Annotated in this window: 15 protein-coding genes, 1 tRNA gene, 1 rRNA gene, 1 pseudogene and 1 riboswitch; of the genes and pseudogenes, 8 read left to right on the forward strand and 10 right to left on the reverse strand. The window is 53.7% G+C overall.

From position 1 onward, the window contains the following. The 4 genes from EDM57_RS01640 to EDM57_RS01655 all read right to left on the reverse strand — a co-directional run. A 16S ribosomal RNA gene (locus tag EDM57_RS01640) occupies positions 1–410 on the reverse strand; the annotation flags it as partial. 174 nt (positions 411–584) lie between these two features. Then, positions 585–660, reverse strand: a tRNA-Thr gene (locus EDM57_RS01645). A gap of 207 nt (positions 661–867) precedes the next feature. Then, positions 868–1,737 (reverse strand): YitT family protein, encoded by an 870-nt coding sequence (locus EDM57_RS01650; protein ID WP_122903046.1) that lies wholly within the window; start codon positions 1,735–1,737, stop codon positions 868–870. A 146-nt stretch (positions 1,738–1,883) separates the two neighbouring features. Further along, positions 1,884–2,603 carry a copper homeostasis protein CutC gene (locus EDM57_RS01655; protein ID WP_122903047.1) on the reverse strand — a complete coding sequence of 240 codons (720 nt, stop codon included), beginning with the start codon at positions 2,601–2,603 and terminating at the stop codon, positions 1,884–1,886. A gap of 232 nt (positions 2,604–2,835) precedes the next feature. Continuing rightward, positions 2,836–2,879, forward strand: a riboswitch (PreQ1 riboswitch). A 97-nt stretch (positions 2,880–2,976) separates the two neighbouring features. Here EDM57_RS01655 and queC point away from each other — a divergent pair. From queC to EDM57_RS23610, 6 genes and pseudogenes are all read left to right on the forward strand, one after another. Next, positions 2,977–3,645, forward strand: coding sequence for a 7-cyano-7-deazaguanine synthase QueC (queC, locus tag EDM57_RS01660; protein WP_122903048.1), 669 nt, complete (start codon positions 2,977–2,979; stop codon positions 3,643–3,645). Further along, positions 3,645–4,133 (forward strand): 6-carboxytetrahydropterin synthase QueD, encoded by a 489-nt coding sequence (queD, locus tag EDM57_RS01665; protein WP_122903049.1) that lies wholly within the window; start codon positions 3,645–3,647, stop codon positions 4,131–4,133. The genes queC and queD overlap by 1 nt, the downstream gene beginning before the upstream one ends. Then, entirely contained in the window at positions 4,130–4,852 is a 723-nt protein-coding gene (queE, locus tag EDM57_RS01670; RefSeq protein ID WP_122903050.1) for a 7-carboxy-7-deazaguanine synthase QueE, read from the forward strand. The genes queD and queE overlap by 4 nt, the downstream gene beginning before the upstream one ends. Positions 4,853–4,894: 42 nt before the next feature. Then, entirely contained in the window at positions 4,895–5,389 is a 495-nt protein-coding gene (gene queF, locus EDM57_RS01675; RefSeq protein ID WP_122903051.1) for a preQ(1) synthase, read from the forward strand. 269 nt (positions 5,390–5,658) lie between these two features. Next, on the forward strand, positions 5,659–6,081 hold the full coding sequence (locus EDM57_RS01680; protein ID WP_122903052.1) for a DUF6173 family protein: 423 nt from the start codon (positions 5,659–5,661) through the stop codon (positions 6,079–6,081). A gap of 216 nt (positions 6,082–6,297) precedes the next feature. Then, positions 6,298–6,489 (forward strand): annotated as a pseudogene (locus EDM57_RS23610) (ANT(4')-I family aminoglycoside nucleotidyltransferase); the annotation flags it as partial. Between the two features lie 12 nt (positions 6,490–6,501). On the opposite strand, the gene EDM57_RS01690 reads toward EDM57_RS23610, so the two are convergent. From EDM57_RS01690 to EDM57_RS01700, 3 genes are all read right to left on the reverse strand, one after another. Next, entirely contained in the window at positions 6,502–7,380 is an 879-nt protein-coding gene (locus EDM57_RS01690) for a pentapeptide repeat-containing protein (protein WP_122903053.1), read from the reverse strand. 91 nt (positions 7,381–7,471) lie between these two features. Next, complete coding sequence (gene spoIIP / locus EDM57_RS01695; protein ID WP_122903054.1) at positions 7,472–9,241, reverse strand: stage II sporulation protein P; 1,770 nt, start codon at positions 9,239–9,241, stop codon at positions 7,472–7,474. 313 nt (positions 9,242–9,554) lie between these two features. Continuing rightward, positions 9,555–11,171 carry a peptide ABC transporter substrate-binding protein gene (locus tag EDM57_RS01700; protein ID WP_122903055.1) on the reverse strand — a complete coding sequence of 539 codons (1,617 nt, stop codon included), beginning with the start codon at positions 11,169–11,171 and terminating at the stop codon, positions 9,555–9,557. A gap of 154 nt (positions 11,172–11,325) precedes the next feature. Between EDM57_RS01700 and EDM57_RS23055 the strand changes: the two genes are divergently transcribed. Beyond that, positions 11,326–11,502, forward strand: coding sequence for a hypothetical protein (locus EDM57_RS23055; RefSeq protein WP_170163346.1), 177 nt, complete (start codon positions 11,326–11,328; stop codon positions 11,500–11,502). A gap of 88 nt (positions 11,503–11,590) precedes the next feature. Here the strand turns inward: EDM57_RS23055 and EDM57_RS01705 are convergent, their stop codons facing one another. Continuing rightward, positions 11,591–14,506 carry a WG repeat-containing protein gene (locus EDM57_RS01705; RefSeq protein ID WP_122903056.1) on the reverse strand — a complete coding sequence of 972 codons (2,916 nt, stop codon included), beginning with the start codon at positions 14,504–14,506 and terminating at the stop codon, positions 11,591–11,593. Between the two features lie 249 nt (positions 14,507–14,755). Between EDM57_RS01705 and EDM57_RS01710 the strand changes: the two genes are divergently transcribed. Further along, complete coding sequence (locus EDM57_RS01710) at positions 14,756–15,817, forward strand: AI-2E family transporter (RefSeq protein ID WP_122903057.1); 1,062 nt, start codon at positions 14,756–14,758, stop codon at positions 15,815–15,817. 115 nt (positions 15,818–15,932) lie between these two features. On the opposite strand, the gene EDM57_RS01715 is transcribed toward EDM57_RS01710, so the two are convergent. Both EDM57_RS01715 and EDM57_RS01720 read right to left on the reverse strand, forming a co-directional pair. Continuing rightward, positions 15,933–16,928 (reverse strand): NAD(P)-dependent oxidoreductase, encoded by a 996-nt coding sequence (locus EDM57_RS01715; RefSeq protein ID WP_281274186.1) that lies wholly within the window; start codon positions 16,926–16,928, stop codon positions 15,933–15,935. 13 nt (positions 16,929–16,941) lie between these two features. Continuing rightward, positions 16,942–18,054: an aminopeptidase gene (locus EDM57_RS01720; protein ID WP_122903059.1), complete on the reverse strand. Its 1,113-nt coding sequence runs from the start codon at positions 18,052–18,054 to the stop codon at positions 16,942–16,944. Positions 18,055–18,257 lie beyond the last annotated feature (203 nt).

Below are 18,257 nucleotides of genomic sequence, written 5' to 3' on the forward strand. Positions count from 1 at the left end.
CTTCATCGTTCACGCGGCGTTGCTCCATCAGACTTTCGTCCATTGTGGAAAATTCCCTACTGCTGCCTCCCGTAGGAGTCTGGGCCGTGTCTCAGTCCCAGTGTGGCCGGTCACCCTCTCAGGTCGGCTACGCATCGTCGCCTTGGTAGGCCGTTACCCCACCAACTAGCTAATGCGCCGCAGGCCCATCTCCCAGTGATAGCAAACGCCATCTTTCCTTTTCAGATCATGCGATCCAAAAACCTATCCGGTATTAGCATAAGTTTCCCTATGTTATCCCGGTCTGAGAGGCAGGTTGCCTACGTGTTACTCACCCGTCCGCCGCTAGGGTTCGAAAACCCTCGCTCGACTTGCATGTATTAGGCACGCCGCCAGCGTTCGTCCTGAGCCAGGATCAAACTCTCCAATAAAGTTTGGTACTGGTTCAAAGCTGGTAAATCATTTAAAAATGATAGACTCATCAACGCTTTCGCTGTTCAGTTTTCAAAGAGCATAAATGCGTCGAAACGCAAAAACATTCAACCACATTCACTTCTTTGTGTTTTTCGGTTTCCCAACCTGTCACCCAAATCAGCGATATGTAGTGGTGCCGGCGATAGGAATCGAACCCACAACCCCCTGATTACAAGTCAGGTGCTCTACCAATTGAGCTACACCGGCATATATTTTGCTTTGTCGCGAGCATTTCGTTTCGTGTGTGTCCCGCTCACGAAATTAAATATAGCATGTCTTGTTTTCAAATGCAATAGAAAATCTAAAAGTTTTTCAGCCGAATTTAAAAACCAGCATCAAATCTAGCAAAAAGAGTGGCGAAACTGGCTCCACCACTCTTTCTGCTTCCATCCTACTTCAAAAAATTCCGTGCGATCACCCTACGCGGAATCCTTCGCCGAGCACCTCATTTGCCGGACATAAAATGATAAACGCATCGGGATCGACTGAGCGCACCATAATTTTCAGCTTGCTAACCTCGCTCTGACTCACGACGGCCATAAGCACCTTGCGCGCATCTCCCGTGTATCCTCCCGAGCCATCCAGCAAAGTAACGCCTCTGTCCAGGTCATACAAAATCGTTTCTCGCAGCAAATCGGTTTCGTTTGAGATGATATAGGCAACTTTCGAGGTATTCCACCCCATTTGAACAATATCAATGGTTTTGCTGGTGACAAACAAAGCAATGAGTGCATACAAGGCTTTCTCCGGATCAAACACAATACCGGCAAGCAAAATCACCAAGCCGTCAAACACCGCGACGCAGACACCTAAACTGATCCCCGTGAACTTGTGCAAAATTTGCGAAGCAATTGCAAACCCGCCGGTCGATCCTCTGCCCCGAAAAACGATGCCAATACCAAGCCCCACTCCGATTCCTCCATAAATACTGGCGAGCAGCGGATTGGTCGTCAGAGGCTGCAAATGACTCGTGAGCATCACGCAAAGCGGCAAAACGATCGATCCGATCGCCGCCTTCAAGCTGTACTGCCGATCAAGCAGCTTCAATCCCAGCAGGAACAACGGAATATTGAACGCCCATTGAACAACAGCCGGGGAAAAGCCAAACAGATTGTGCAAGATCGTCGACACCCCGGAAACCCCGCCAGAGGCAATCTGGTTCGGATTGAGAAAAAGGTTAAAGCTGGTCGCAAGCACTAGTGAACCAAAGAGCAGCATACCGTATTCCATCACTTTTCTCTGCGGACTGTTCAACTGGATGGCTGTTCGTCTTTTTCGCGCCACATGGTTTCACTCCTGACTTTTTCACGTAAGCAAAATTTGCACATACACTACCACGTTTTGGTTGAAAAGAAAACCCCGATTTGCTGTACTTTCCTCAATCGCCTGTCCGTCTTGTTTCTGTTCAACCTGCTGATTAACGACTCCGTCTACGTGCGGTCCATCGGCGATTTAAGCGTTGCGGTCTGCATGCAAGCTCGCTTGATGGCAGCGACCCGCCCGGCATCCACATAGCGCAGAGCCTGTTTTTCTTCTCTGGCTGCCGTGCCGAAGTGTACCTGTTGCACGCCAGTTCGCCTGATGAATTCAGGAGCATTCGCCTCCGTCAGCCCGCTTCCCGCCAATACGCCAAGGGACGTCTGCTTTGTCATCCGAACCAGCTTTGCGATGCAGTCTGCGCCTTCGATTGCTGTCCGTTTTCCTCCCGAGGTGAGAATGGTGCGCACCTGCGGGTATTGCAAAAGAACGCGGGCAGCCTCCAACAAATCTGCTGCTTCATCAAAAGCCCGGTGGAAAGTCACGTTCAAGCCGTCCGCTTCTGTGAGCAACAGTTCCAACCCGTAGCGGTCAATCTGCCTTTCCGGCGTCAGCATGCCAAAGACAACGCCTGCCGCTCCAAGCTCGCGGATCATGCGCACGTCTTCCTTCATCACGCGCAGTTCATCAGCGGTATAGCAAAAAGACTGACTGTGCGGCCGCACCATGACGTGAACCGGAATGGAGACAGCCTTGACCACGGCATTTACCAATCCCCAGCTCGGCGTGAGGCCTCCCTCCAAAATGCCGGAAATCAACTCCAGCCGATCTGCGCCGCCCTGTTCTGCCCGTTTGGCATCTTCTACCGAAGTCGCAATTACTTCTACCAGCATGTCGTACTCTCCCCTCGCCCGCCAGCTTTTATGGACATTGTACGGACAATTTTCGCCCGGCCGCAAGCACGACGGCCGGTCTTCGCTGGCAATTTGTTTTGACGATGATAGTGCCACTCGATTCCACCAATCGTTTTCCCGCTCACCGTTTCCCTTGACGAGCGAATCTGTAGTATAATGGCTCAGGGCGACCGCTCGCCGCCCAACTGCATACGAAATCCGCGCAACTTGCGCGGGAGAGGTTCGCGAACTCCCTCTATAAAAAACTAAGGTGGACAACAGTACCAATCCCTTGGTATTGTTTTGTTTTTTTACAGGTGCAGGTTCAAGAACTCTCTTTCTTCCATTACGAACAATGAAGGAGATGGAGAGCATGAAAAAGGAAAAAGCCGTCGTTGTGTTCAGCGGAGGTCAGGACAGCACCACTTGCCTGTTCTGGGCCAAGCAGCAATTCGGCGAAGTAGAAACAATCACGTTTGACTACGGGCAACGGCACAAGCTGGAGATCGAGTGCGCCCAGCAAATCGCCCGGGAGTTGGGCGTAGCCAACACCGTATTGGACATGAGCTTGTTGAACCAGCTCGCCCCCAACGCATTAACCCGCACAGACATTGACATCACCCAGGAGGAAGGCCAGTTGCCTTCTACGTTTGTCGACGGGCGCAATTTGCTGTTCCTGTCTTTTGCCGGCGTGTTTGCCAAGCAAAAAGGAGCGCGGCATCTGGTCACAGGCGTTTGCGAAACGGATTTTAGCGGCTATCCAGACTGCCGCGACGCGTTTATCAAATCGCTCAATGTGACGCTTAACCTGTCGATGGACTATCCGTTTGTGATCCATACGCCGCTCATGTGGCTCAACAAGGCACAAACGTGGAAACTGGCGGATGAACTGGGTGCCTTCACGTATATCCGCGAGAAAACCCTCACCTGCTACAACGGCATCAAAGGCGACGGCTGCGGCGAATGCCCTGCCTGCCACCTGCGCAAAGCCGGACTGGACGCGTATCTTTCCGAAAAAAAGGAACAAGGAGCACACGCCTGATGAGCGCCAACTTTGACTTTCGCATTGTCGAGCGCATGCAGGCACTGGGCACCCATATTCAAAAATCGCAACTGCGTTACCATAACAAGCGCGTGCTGGTGAGCAAGGAGTTTACCTTTGACGCCGCGCACCATTTGCACGCCTACGAAGGCAAGTGCAAAAACTTGCACGGGCACACGTACCAGGTCGTGTTCGGGATCAGCGGCTATCCGGATGAAATCGGGCTTGTCATCGACTTTGGCGACATCAAGCAAATCTGGAAGGAGCATATCGAGATCTACCTCGACCATCGCTACCTGAACGAAATGCTGCCCCCGATGAATACGACCGCTGAAAACATGGTCGTCTGGCTGTTTGAACAGATGGAGCAGCAGCTCCAGTCCGACGCCTATCGCGACCGTTACCGCGGCGCTCGCGTCGAATTTGTCCGTTTGTATGAAACGCCGACGAGCTATGCCGAGGCGAGACGGGAGTGGATGATGGAGTGAGCATTCCTGTTCTGGAAATTTTTGGGCCGACCATTCAGGGGGAAGGCATGGTCATCGGCCAAAAGACGATGTTCGTCCGCACCGCTGGCTGCGACTACCGTTGCAGCTGGTGCGACTCCGCCTTTACCTGGGACGGATCGGCACGGGATGAAATCCGGCAGATGACGCCTGAGCAAATCTGGTCAGAGCTGGAACGTCTGGCGAAGGGTCGTTTTTCCCACGTCACGATCTCCGGCGGCAACCCGGCGCTTCTTCCAGGCATGGGCGAGCTTGTCTCGTTTTTAAAGGAGCGCGGCATTCGCACGGCGCTGGAAACGCAAGGAAGCCGCTGGCAGGAATGGCTGCCGCTGATCGACGACATTACCATTTCGCCAAAGCCGCCAAGCTCCGGCATGAGCACTGACTATGCCATGCTCGACCGCATCGTCCACACTTTGCTTGAGCAAAAGCATGCGGGGCTTAGTCTGAAGGTCGTTGTGTTTGACGATGCCGATTTTGCCTATGCACGCGACATTCACCGACGATACCCGACCATTCCTTTTTTTCTCCAGCCGGGAAATAGCGATCTCGTCAGCACAGACACACGCGAACTGCGAGAAAAGCTGCTGGAAAGCTTTGAATGGCTGATCGATCAGTCGATGGCTGCCCCCGATTTGAACGACGCCAAGGTGCTGCCGCAGCTCCACGCACTGGTCTGGGGAAACAAGCGCGGCGTGTAGACGAAAAACAAGAGTAGATGAAAAGAAACGAGGATGATAAACATGAACGAACAACAACGCGATCTGTCTTCCCTCACCCTGCTGGGCAACCAGAAGACGACCTATAACTATTCATACGATCCGAGTGTGCTGGAGACTTTTGACAACAAACACCCGTACCGCGACTACTTCGTCAAGTTCAACTGTCCGGAATTTACCAGCCTGTGCCCGATTACCGGGCAACCGGATTTTGCCACGATCTACATCAGCTACATTCCAGATGTCAAAATGGTCGAGAGCAAATCGTTGAAGCTGTACCTGTTCAGCTTCCGCAACCACGGCGATTTCCACGAGGACTGCGTGAACGTCATCATGAACGACCTGATTAAGCTGATGGACCCGAAATACATCGAGGTATGGGGCAAATTCACCCCGCGCGGCGGCATCTCGATTGACCCGTACTGCAACTACGGCCGGCCGGGGACGAAGTATGAGGAAATGGCGAGCTATCGGTTGATGAATCATGATATGTATCCGGAGAAGGTGGATAATCGATAAACGTTGCGTAGACAGTCGGGATGGCACAAAAGCATGGAGGATCGGCTTCCGGTCGCTCATGGATGTTTTCCTGATTGCTAAGCGAATGAAAAGAAAACAGCCGAACTCGAATCTGACATTATCAGATCCAGGAGCACAAGCGTTGTGCCAATCCCCTCCGTGGATTTATCCGCAGGAAGAGATTGGCACTTATGTGTCTGCCAGTATCTACTCCCCCCTTTTTGAAATCTTTTTCATAGTTTATAATTATCTGAAAAGGGGGTATGGCCATGGCAGTCAACAAATCCAACTTACCAACCTCCCCACAGGTAGTAGAACTGCAAGACAACGAGCTTCCCGTATTCGAGGTGCAGCCGGACCAGAACCTCGCGAGCGATTTTCACAAGCGATTGATCCAGATGATTGCGGAATTTGAGCTTGCGCTGGATGAACAGCACGAGGTCGGGATGCGGCTGGTCTCGTTTGGTCAAAACGTTACGCTGCGCGTTGACGGGATCGGCTACTACAATCCGAGCCTGATCCGCTTCTTCGGAACGACGGAAGCCGGCGCGCCGGTGGAGCTGATCCAGCACGTTTCGCAAATCAGCTTTTTGTTGATGGCCGTCAAAAAAGCAGATCCGGCCAATCCTCCCAAGCGAATCGGGTTCAATCCGCCAGAAGTTGAAAAAGAAGCTGGAAAAGAAGACGTGTGACAGCGTCTTCTTTTTTATTGAGTCAGGGAAAGTGAACTGGTGAATGACGGGTAACCCGGCAAAAACTGAAAGAACCGAAAGCAAATCATATCGTGTTACAAGGAGGAGCTTTGCTCATGCATCATCCAAAACACGTCCCCCTTTAATCCTGTGGCCCGCCGTTTCTGTTCATTTGCCCTCTCACCCACCAACCACTGCAAAGGGAAATGTGTACAAATGAACAGGAACGGACCTGTAACCATAACGCGCAGCGAGCGGCTGCAAACGTGCAAGGAAATCGCGAACAGACTGCATGAGGTGTACGGTGCCAAAATATTGTCGATCGGTGTCGCCAGCTCGGTTGTCCGCGGGACAGACGGCCCTTTTTCCGATGTCGCGATGTTTTGCGTGCTGGAGAAGTCGGACGAAGTCTGGCCGCTGCTAGGCCGAAGAGTCTGCCCAATGCGGCGGGCGCGTAAACCACGGTGGTATTTTCGTGGAGGCGTCCCCCTTTGCCGCGTTGAGCTGAGCCTGCGTGAGAAACAGGCTGTTGGTCAAATCGGCCCCGCGCAGATCGGTGTCGCGGAAGTCTGCGCCGATCAGGTCGGCCCACCTGAGGTTCGCTCCGCGCAGATCAGCCGCAATGAGATACGCTCCGCGCAAATTGGCTCCCCTGAGGTCGGCGTCTCTGAGCTTCGCTCCCATGAGATCGGCACCTCGGCCAACCTGTTTCGTTTTGCCCCGCGCCCCTTTTTGCTTAGGACAGGCTTCCGTTCGAACAAGCTCGCTCACCTGCCAGAGCAGTTCGCCCACTTTTGCCCGATGAGCGGCAACATCCACCTGCAACAGCGCTTCCGGAGCCAGCTTCGTAAAGCTCTCCGTCTCGTGCAGGACGCGCTTGATCTGTTCGTGCAGCGGACGGGCTGGCTGCAAAGTCGACGCTTCGGTCAAATACCATAGCAGCTCGTGCAGTTGCCACATGAGCGGAAAGACCTCGTACATTTGCTTGGCCAACTCCGGCGCCTGCCGCCAGTCGCGTCCGCCGTACGTTTCCTGTGAAACCTTTTGCCCGGCGCCAAAGCAATCGTACACGGTACAGCCGCGAAAGCCGAGCTGGCGCAAGTTCTGGTGAACAGCGCAGCGGAAATCGTCCTGCAAGTTTCGACAGGGGATACCTTTGTCCTTGTTTTCAGCAAAGTCGGAGGAAGCGGCAAAAGGCAGCGCTACACAGCACAGCCCGAAGCATTTTTCGCAATCCCCGCGCAAGTCATGGCGCAACCTCTCCAGGCTCGACTCGCCTTGTTCCTGATGAGCAGTCATGTATGTCCTCCTGACTATTTCTCTATTTTCCTGTTGGCATAAAGAAGCCCGATCCGCTGTGCGCTGCAAGCGACACGGAACGGGCTGTCTGTCATTGCTTGAAGGCAATTTGCGATTCGAGCATGTGCTGCACGAACACCTCGGCAAAGGCCTCAGCCGTATTGTAGCATTCCTCCAGCGTATTGTTTGTTCCGCCGAATTCGAGAAGCAGGCTGCCCGAAGAAATAGACTGATTGTACACGCCATTTCCTTCGTTTTTCCCTTTCAAAATAACGCCGCGCGACAAGCCGGGATAATACGCTTCCAGGCGGGCATGCAGGGCGTCGGCCAGCTTTTTGTTTTCCAGATAGTTCGGGTTGGCTGTGCCGATCACGAACAAAATGCGCGAGTACGTCTTGCCATTGATCGTGATGGCCACCTTGCTGCGCGGCTCGTCGCTGTCGCGGTGAATGTCGAAAATGTATTTCAGGTACGGGCTGGTCGTTGCCGCTGCCGCCACCGCCTTGTACGACTCGGTGTACGACATCGCATAGCTTTTCTTCTGCTCGGCCAGCTTCTGGGCAAAGTCATCCTGATTGACCATCGTCGGAATGCCTTTTGCTTGCAAAATTTCCCCCAGCCGCTTGCCGACCAGTGTAATGTTGATTTCAGGGTCGTCGACAGAGCTGCCCTGGGTGTTGCGGGCGACATTGCGCCACGACTCGCGGTTGTGCGTGTGGTAAATATAGACGGTTTCGTTGCCGATCATTCCTTGATTGTAGCCTACCCCTGCTGTTCCTGTGCCGCCTGGCGACGAACTGCCAGCCGCAGGGATGCGGTCGACGATCCAGCCTGCGATGTAGGCGAGCGAGTTGTCAGGCATGCGGATGACGTACCAGTCACCTACCGTTTGTACGATTGGAAAAGTTTGTCCAGGCTGCACGTTTCCGATCACAGGATAGTTCGTGCCGGGACCGCTGCGCAGATTGGTATCGGCGTTTCTCACGCGAATCGACGCTTCTGCGGGAACCGGAGCAGGTGCAGGCTGCACCGGAATTTCTCCGGCGGGCGTTGGCGTCACCTGGCCTGTCTCCTCTGTGACGATCGGCTTGAATATGTAGGCGTACCTGCCGTAGTAGTCAATCGTGTACCAGCCGTCCGCATAGCCGTAATGCGTGATCGTCGAGCCGCCGTTGACCTGGCCGATGACGGTGCCCAAAAAGTCGGGTGCGTCATAAACCTCATAGCTCTCGTTCAGGGTAAGCGAGCCTGCGCCCAGTCCGCTCGGCAATTCCGGCACGGTCGGTACGGGAGTCGGCTGCGGAACTGGTACAGGGGCAGGAGTCGGCGCTGGTGCCGGGACTGGCGCAGGCGCGGGAGGCGGTGTCGGTGTTGGAACTGGCTGTGGCGCCGTCGTTTCCACCAAATAGCGAGCATTCACCCAGCCGCTTGCTTTGTCGGACAGCTTGATCTGCGCCCATTCGCCTTGTTTTTTCACTTGCAGGAAAACACTGTTTTTGTCGATCACTTGCAAGATTTGGGAAGTGGCATTTGGCTCTGCCCGCACGTTCAGCATGTCCACGTTGCTTTTGACGTATTTCGGTTGAGGAATCTCAAGCATTTTGACGTACTTGTTGTTGACCCATCCTGTCTTGCCGTTGCTGAGCTTGACTTGTGTCCACTCTTTTTGCCCTTGCACAATCGGCAGCCGGGTCGCTTTCGTAATCGTGCCGATGATCTGGGACGTTGTTCCTGGCGTACTGCGAATATTCAACTGATCGACTGTTACCTCGACATGTGTGGCTGCTTCTGCGAAGGAAGCCGGCAGCAGAAAAATCAGGCAGCAGGCAGCGATAGCGCTGTTTTTTACGCGTGCAAGCAAGATTCTCGTTCCCCTTTGTATAAGATCGCAAGCAAGCTTGGAAAATCCAGCCTATTCGTTAAAAATTCGCGACTCGCCAGCATTTTCCTGCATCTTCCGACATCTTTTCCTGTCATAAGGGCGCTGAAAAAGAGAGGGCAGCCGGGCCAGTTGTAACGGTGATACGTCCATCCGAGCCGTAAATTGTCAAACGCTTACAGCAACTCTGCGGTTGCTTCGGTGTCGGCAGAAGCCGCGCCCACACTCCTTTTGCCAGACAAAAACTCCCCTTTTCCAACTCGCGAAAAGGGGAGCTTGCTCGTTGCATCAGCTTCTATTCCTTCGTGGCCCACTTGAAATCAATGTAGCCCAACTCATCAATGACAATGCCCTTCAGTTTCTCGTCCTGAACCCAATTGTTCGCATAGTAGTAAAGCGGAATGACGGGCATTTCTTCCATCAGGATGGCTTCCGCCTCTGCCAGCAATTGTTTGCGCTTGACCGGGTCGGCCTGTTGCGCCGCCTGATCGAGCAGCGACTGATACGTTTTGTTTTCCCAGTTCGTATTGTTGTTGCCGCCCTTTTTCTCGTAGAAAAGCTGCAAAAAATTGGAGGGGTCGGCGTAGTCAGCGAACCAGCCCATTCGCCCGATCTGGTAGTTGCCGTTGTACATATCCTCCAAGAAGACTTTCCATTCCTCTTCCACCAGCTTCACTTCGGCTCCCAGCGTCTCTTTCCACTGCTTCTGAATTTCCAGCGCGATATTCCGATGGGCTTCCGAGCGGTTCATGAGCAGGGAGATCGGCGGGAGTTTGCTGATTCCAAGCTCCTTCATTCCTTCTGCCAAAAGCTTTTTCGCTGTCTCGCGATCGTTGTCCTTGAAATAGCTCGACTGCCTCTCGCCATTGGTGACAGGCACAACTGCCGTAGCAGGCACCTGGTTCCCCCTGGTCACCGTATCTACAATCGCCTGGCGGTTCAGCGCGTAGGCAAACGCCTTGCGGATTTTCGCATTGCTAAAAGGAGCCTGTTCCGTATTGAACTTGTACCAGTAGACGGCAGCAATCGGCTTTGTATGCAAAATTCCCTTTGCCTTCAGCCCCGGCAATGCGTCCAGCGGAAGCGGCCCGGGAGCGCCCGCCCAGTCCAGTTCGCCTGTATCGAACATGGCAAGCTCCGTCACTTCATCCTCGATCATCGAAAAGTCGATCTTGTCCAGCTTCACGGCAGCCTGATCCCAATAAGACGCATTTTTCACCAGCGTCATCTGCTCCTTGTGTTCCCAGGAAGCGAGCTTGTAAGGACCATTTCCTACATGCGTCGAAGCTTCATAAGCCCATTTCGCATTGGCTGCATCTACTTTCTTGTTGACGGGATAAAAGGTCGGGAAGGCTGTCAGTTGCACAAAATAAGGAGTCGGCTTCTCCAGCTCGACGCGCAAAGTTTTCGCGTCAACCGCCTTCACCCCTACGGCGTCCAGCTTTTCCTCACCGATGTTGGCTTTTTCCGCATTTTTGATCGGATAGAGCTGATAGGCGTAATTGCTCGCTGTTTTCGGATCGAGAACCCGCTTCCACGCGTATTCAAAATCGTGGGCTGTCACCGGATCTCCGTTGCTCCACTTGGCATCGCGCAAATGGAAGGTGTACGTCTTCAAATCGTCGGACACGTCGATCTTGTGCGCCATGGAAGGCTGCAGCTTCCCATCGGGGCCAAGGCGAACCAGGCCGTCGTACAACGCTCTTGTCAGCATGAGCGATAATTCATCCTCAGCCAATCCCGGATCGACCGTTGGCGGCTCCGAGTCCAAATTGAACCGCAATACTTTTTCCGTAGCCGCCGGACTGGCTGTCTTCGGCTTTGCTTCATTTGCTGCCGCGTATCCGGCGGAGGAGGCAATCACTCCGGCGGCCACCAACACGTTCAGAACGCTTTTGCTGCGTAACTTCATTACAATTCTCCTTTTTTGTGGCATTCAAACTTTACACATAATACCAGAAAATCAAAAAGGATACAAATACCACTACCGCGTCTTTTTCCTAACTCCTGTACGGCCAAAATCAGCTAGAATAGAAGAGAGGTACAAAAACGAGGTGAATGCGCACATGGCTTATCTGGAAGAAGGCACGTTCATTGCCTTTCTCGCTTTCTCGATTTTTTTCCTGGTCGCCTACAAGCTGGATCAGATTTCGTTTGTCGCTTTCATTGTTTCATTGGTAGCAACGGCGTTGGTGCATGCGGTCTTTTACGTGCTCATGCTGAAATATTGGCCGATCTTTTAACAAGTGTGACTGCCTGACGCTGCAGCATATTACGCACCTGCGCAAACAAGCGCGGGCTGACTTCTCCCGCGCTTGACTTTTGCCACGTTTATTTTCCGGCTTGCTGTACGTAGGCAGCAAGAAGTCCCGCTGCCTGCTTCTGGTACGCTGTCAAAAACTGCTGGACACCGCGGTTCCACTCCGCCTGCGGCAAAGGCAGCGGCAACTGGTTCGCCTGCTTTCCGTTGACCAGCAGCATCGTTTCGACCATCTCCTTCTGCGCGGGCGACAGCTCTCCAGCTTTCAGCACCTTCGGCTTCGCAATCTTTTTCCCTGCTTGTGAACGCAGCAACTCCGCAAAAAACATCTGGTGATACTCTGCGTACAAATCCATGGTCATATAGTAGCTGATGCCTCCGCGCTCCGGCACAATGCCCCGCTTTCGTGCCCATTCTGTCAGTTCCCCCGCGGTCATCGCCTGACTGGTTTTGCCTGTCGCCATGAAGTAGGCGAGACGGTACATGTCTTCGTCGCTCATGTCAGCGCGTTTTTCATCGGGCTTGATCGCCCCTTTTGCTGCCAGTGCCGCGAACACCTCTGCTTTTCCTGCGCCCTGCGGCAGTCCCAGATAGAGAGCCAGATTCGCGTAAAACTTGCTCTCGCTGCTCCCCATCCCGGACCAGCTATACGGCTTGCCGAAGTCGACAAGCTCCAGCGGGTTTTGTTTCATCAGCGTCGTATATGCCTCGAAGCTTTGCAACTGGAGCGGGCGATGCGTAATCACAGGCTTTTTCGTCAGGAATTTGGTCGTAAACAGTTCTTTGCCTTCCGGATCGAGATAGCCGAACTGGTCCTTTATCGCAAACGCAAATGGCGGCTGTGTGTCGTCGTGCTGCCAAAGTCCGGGGAATACTTCGCGGGACGGCTTTATCACTTCGTACTTGGGCGCAGTCAACTGCCTTCCGTCTGCTGCCAAAAGTCCGTACAAACCCGTCTGCTTATCCTGGTAGACGACAACATCGGGTCTTTCGTCGCGTTGCGGCAGCGGCTTCAACGACGGGTAGTTCCCTGTGGTGATGCGCTCCAGCGAAGAGGAGTACACATCCCAACCATCTTTCGTTTGCACCAGCAGCTTGTCGAAATCAGAGGCTGTCTCGTATCCGGTTACGTTCGCCAGTTTTTGCACGAGTCGGCTGCCTTCACGTGCCCAAACGTCGAACGTCCCGTCCGCTCGCATCGCAACGACTGCTTTTTGCTCGCCCACCGCTATTTCCACAGCCTCCCGATACGCAAACTCGCTTGCTGCCTGCAACTGCCCGTCTGCAATCCGGATGAATGCCCGCTTGTTTGTCCCTTCCTTCGCACCCAATGTGTAGAACGCCTCTCCCACCTGCATAATGGTGACGGGCGGAGCATCGCTGCGTTCCTGCCATCTTGCCAGTTTGACATCCGTCGTCAGCAACATACCCTCCGGGGTGTACAAGTCAGCGGTCTGTCCATCCACTGCGACGATCAGCTTGGAGGCATCCTCCACGTAAACGTACGCATAGCGCTTGCTGATCGGCTTATCGGTAGAACGGTCGACGAGCACACTCCCTTTGCCCACTTCGTTCACCGCATTCAACTTCTCGGACAAAGGCCGGACGTTGTGATCGCTCTCCTTTTTGCCACTGATGCCCCCAAATCGGAGCACGCTCCCACCCGGCTCCGTTACCACCACTTGTCCCGAGGCTTCCTCATAGCGAATAACCCGATTCTCTACAGGGGCAAGCAGCAGACCCTCGCGCTCAGAATACAGCCCGATTTTGCTGCCATCCTTGACGCTTTGCATGCTGTCGCTGCCCAATGGCGTCAGCGAATCGAACCAGAAGTCCGGTTCTATTATGGCTTTGCCCCAGGCAGGCAGGATCGTCTTTTTCCCGTCGCTGCGCACGAGCAGTCGGGAAAAAGGCGTCCCTTCCACACGCGGGTACTCGAACGGTATCACCACTCCCTTGCCGACCTGCACAACGCCGTACAAGCCCGTATGCGGGTCCTGGCCCAGCACGTAGCTGTCGTGCAAATAGTCTGCGCCCTTTTTCAAGGCATGGGACGTCCCCTTGGCAATCGAATGATAAATCATCACATCCTTGGACAGCGTCCAGTACAAATCCGGGTTGTTGTGCTCGAATCCCACCTCCGCGTAGAGCGGCTCCGCCAAAAGCTGTCCGTCCTTCCACAACCCGACACCGTTTGCTCCTGCCAGTTGAAAGTATCCCTGATTCCAGGTGTAGATCGCCTTGAATTGCGCAGGCAGCACGTACTGTCCATTCACATCAACCAGACCTTCCTTGCCGCCCAGGCGCACCTTGAAATAGGCTGTCTTTGGACCGCCTTCGTTGGGAATCAGCGTGGCACCTGGCAAGGAAAACCTTGGCGTAAACGTCGCTGGATCGTATACGGTCATCGCTTTTGCGGTCGTTGCCACAACGTAGCGTGTCTCTTTTGCTTCCTGGTCTCCCTTTGCCTCCGATGGAATCAGCGGAACAATGGACAGCTTGCCTGCAAAGGGAGGAATCAGCACCTTGCCCGTGCTGTCCAGCAGCATGGAAGTCTGCCCGCTCATCACAATGACCGGGTCATAATCTGGAGACAAATAGTAGCTGTGCGCCCCGGCAAACTTCGTGGCAGACAGCTTTTTCGTCGTCAGATCGATGTATTGAAACCACCCGCCTTTTCGCACGATGGCAATTTGTTTGGAGCCGGGAATTTCGATCTCGTCCCAGACTGCCGATGTGATTTCCTGTCCGGTACGCACGTCGAGCAGACCTTTTTTACCGGCCTTGGTGACGATCACAGCTTGAGCAGAGTAGTCAAAGGCATCGTACTCGGCTTTCGTTACCAGCTTGTTGCCATCGGTAAAACCGATCTTGTAATCCGTTAAGTAAGGCTGAACGGCTGCAAACGAAGCAGCTTGCACTGGCGCTGTCCATGCGCTCGCACAAACCAGCGCAGCCGTCATCAAACTGATTGCTTTTCGTTTCATGGGCGTGTTTAGCCTCCCAGAGCGTTTTTTCTACAATGAATCAGACGCTCAAACCGCTCATTGGTTTCGTTTTCCCTGGATCGGCAGCGAAAAAGGGAGGTCTGCCAAGAAGCTTCTTGATGCGGGGATCGACGGATAGTTGTGTGTGATGTACAGCATTCGACAAAAAAAGATACACGAAATGCCCATCGTTGCGGTAAGCTTAGCATAGAAACTATAGCGCGTTTCGAAATCGGAAAGGATGTTCCCATGAATCTGCTCACCGTCTTGCAAAATAAGGATTTCAGGCGTTTCGGTATTTTGGCGTTGTTTTGCTTGCTGCTCTACTCGCTCGGAAGCATGCTGAATGTAGTCTTGCTCACTTTTCTCGTCACATTTTTGATGGATCGGCTGCACCTGTTTCTCACCAAGGCGATTCACAAGCTCGTGCCCGTCCATCCCAAATTGATTCTCATCGCCCTTTACGCGCTGTTGACGGCCTTCCTCGTTGGCGGGGGGATGAAAGCTTTCCCGGCCCTGATTCACCAGACCGGGCAATTGATCCACCTCATCGAGCATGTAGTGCGGGAGAACCAGCATAACGAGATTGCCCCATATCTCATGTCCGCCCTGGACAAGCTCGACATGAAAGGACTCGTCCAAGGCAGTCTTAACTTTTTGACGGTCGTCAAGAACATGGGCTTCAATCTGTTTCTGGCCCTTTTGCTCAGCCTCTTCTTCCTGCTGAGCAAGGACAATGTGATCGCGTTTACGGCGCAGTTCCGCACCAGCAAAGTGTCGTGGCTGTACAACGAGATTGAATATTTTAGCCAAAAGTTTATCATGACCTTTGGCAAAGTCATTGAAACCCAACTGCTGATCGCCCTGTTCAACACCGTGTTCACTGTGATCGGTCTGTGGATTCTCGGCTTCCCGAACCTGTTTGGCCTGGCGCTGATGGTGTTCGTGCTCGGGCTGATCCCCGTGGCCGGAGTGATTATTTCCCTGATTCCGCTCAGCGCCATCGCCTTCAGCATCGGCGGCTTGACTACGGTGATCTACCTGCTGGTGTTTATCATGCTGATTCACGCCATGGAAGCTTACGTCCTCAACCCTCGCCTGATGGCGTCGAAGACTCATCTGCCGATTTTTTACACGTTTGTCGTCCTGATCTTCTCCGAGCACTTCTTCGGCGTCTGGGGACTGATCGTGGGAATTCCTTCGTTTGTGTTTTTGCTCGATATTTTGGAAGTAAAAAAAGCGGGAGCGCCGCTGTCCAAAGACAAACCTGTTGCCAAAGAAGTGCTGGACGCGCGGGTCAATGTCGAATAGGAAAACGGACTGCAAGCTTTATCCCCGGCTGTTCGCGTAACACTCATGCAAAAGGAGCCCTTCTCGTGCGGGCTCCTTTTTTGTTCCTCCTATTTGTCAGTGCAAGCAACTGCTGCTACTCGCGTTCAAACCATTTAATCAGCGCCTGTGTGCCGCTGTCCGCCTCGCCTTTTTCCGCAAGTTCCTCATAGAGCGACTTGGACAGCGAAAGTCCGGGCGTCAGCAGTCCCATTTCCTCTGCCGCTTCCAGGGCGATGCTCATGTCCTTGATAAAATGCTTGATGTAAAAGCCCGGTGCGAAATTACCCGCAATCATCCGCGGTGCCAGATTGGACAAAGACCAGCTGCCCGCCGCTCCCGCTTCGATGCTCGTCAATACGCGCGCCGGGTCCAATCCCGCTTTTTTCGCATAGGCAATCGCTTCGCACACGCCGATCATATTGGTCGCGATGCAGATCTGGTTGCACATTTTTGTATGCTGCCCGGCACCAGGACCGCCCTGGAGGACGACGTTCTTGCCCATGACCGCAAGCAGCGGCGCCACCGCATCAAACGCATCCTGATCGCCGCCGACCATGATCGCAAGCCTTGCTTCCCGCGCTCCTACATCGCCGCCGGACACGGGAGCATCCAGCGCATGGAGCGAATGCTTTTTCGCTTCCTCGTATATTTTTTTGGCAAGCGAAGGCTTCGAAGTTGTCATATCTACCAAAAAAGTCCCCGGCTTGGCATGCGAAATGATGCCCTCAGGGCCAAAGTACACTTCTTCCACATCAGACGGGTATCCGACCATTGTAATGATGACATCGGCTTCCGCAGCCAGTTCGCTTACCCGCTCCTTCCAGACGGCTCCTGCCGCAAGCAGCTCATCTGCTTTTGCCTTCGTGCGCGTGTACACGAGCACCCGATAACCTGCCCGCAACAAATGTCCAGCCATGCTTTTGCCCATGACGCCCGTTCCTACAAACCCGACGACCGTTTCCTCTGCACGTACAGCCACGCTACCAGCTCCCTTGTTCTCTCTTTGATACCTATGCGTATATTTCTGGCATGGAGCAACATATTCCTGCTCGTCTTTTCCGACCAGGCTCTTTTCCAGGAACACTCGCATGACTGCCGGCGTGCTACAACATCAACTGCTCCGGATTCAGCCCGAGCAGAGCGTCGTGTACAAATTTGCCGTCTTTGCGGATCAACACGTCGTCAAACCAGATTTCCCCGCCGCCGTACTCCGGCCTTTGAATCGAGATCAAGTCCCAGTGAATCGTGCTGCGATTGCCGTTATTCGCACAATCGTACGCCTGCCCCGGCGTCAGGTGAAAGCTCCCGGCAATTTTTTCATCGAACAAAATATCGCCAATCGGATGCAAAATGTGCGGGTGAAACGCAATTGCAAACTCTCCGATGTAGCGCGCGCCCTCATCCGTATCCAGTATTTCGTTCAGCTTCTCGGTATGATTCGCCGTCGCCTCGACGATCTTGCCCTCGCGAAACGTGAAGCGCACGTTGTCAAAAGCCGTTCCCTTGTAGCGGCTTGGCGTGTTGTACTGGATCGTTCCGTGGAGCGAGTTGCGCACTGGCGCTGTGTACACTTCCCCATCCGGCATGTTCCGCTTGCCGACCGCCACCTGTGTGCCGATTCCTTTGATGGAAAAAGTCAGGTCGGTTCCCGGCCCCACGATCCGCACCCGATCCGTTTTGTCCATCAGCTCGTACAGCGGCTTGCTCTCCCTGGCCATTTTCCGGTAATCAAACGAGCAGACATCGAAGAAAAAGTCCTCGAAAGCGTCGGTGCTCATGTTAGCCTTTTGCGCGGCTGCCGCCGTCGGGTAATGAATGCGGATGCCTTTGATTTCATTGTCGACGCGGTGCGCCATGGTTTTAAAGGCTTCGGCAAGCAAACGCTGCTTTTCCTCCGGCACGTCTTTATACTCGCTGTCATTCATCTCACCGTGAATGCCAATGTAGCCGTCGATGCCGTTCCACATGTCTTTTTCCCACTCGGCGACTTGTGCAAGCTGATCTGCTGTCAGCCCGAGCATCCACTCCCGCTCGACGCGCGGCCGGATAAAACGCAGGTGCGGGTAAGCTCCTTTTGCATACAGACGCTTGACCAGCTCCGCTGCCAGCAGTTCGCCCTCGTCTACCACCCGAATCAAGATATGCTCCCCTGCCTGTACATCCAGACTGTACGAAATCAGGTTGTCTGCGATCCGTCCGAGTCTATTGTCTCTCATCGTGACACGCTCCTTGTCTGTTTTTCTTTTTAGCGTACAGGAGATTTGTCAGAGGAATATCAGCGGAAGGTCTTCTAGCAGCGTTTTCTGCCAGGCGCCAAACAGCCAGAGGCCAAGGCTTGCTACTTGTTCCCAGAAACAGATGGCCCTATAGTAAAAGTACACATGCTGTCATGACGAGCCTGACAGGCAGAACGGAAAGG

It is taken from the genome of Brevibacillus gelatini (genome assembly GCF_003710935.1).
GTDB lineage: Bacteria > Bacillota > Bacilli > Brevibacillales > Brevibacillaceae > Brevibacillus > Brevibacillus gelatini.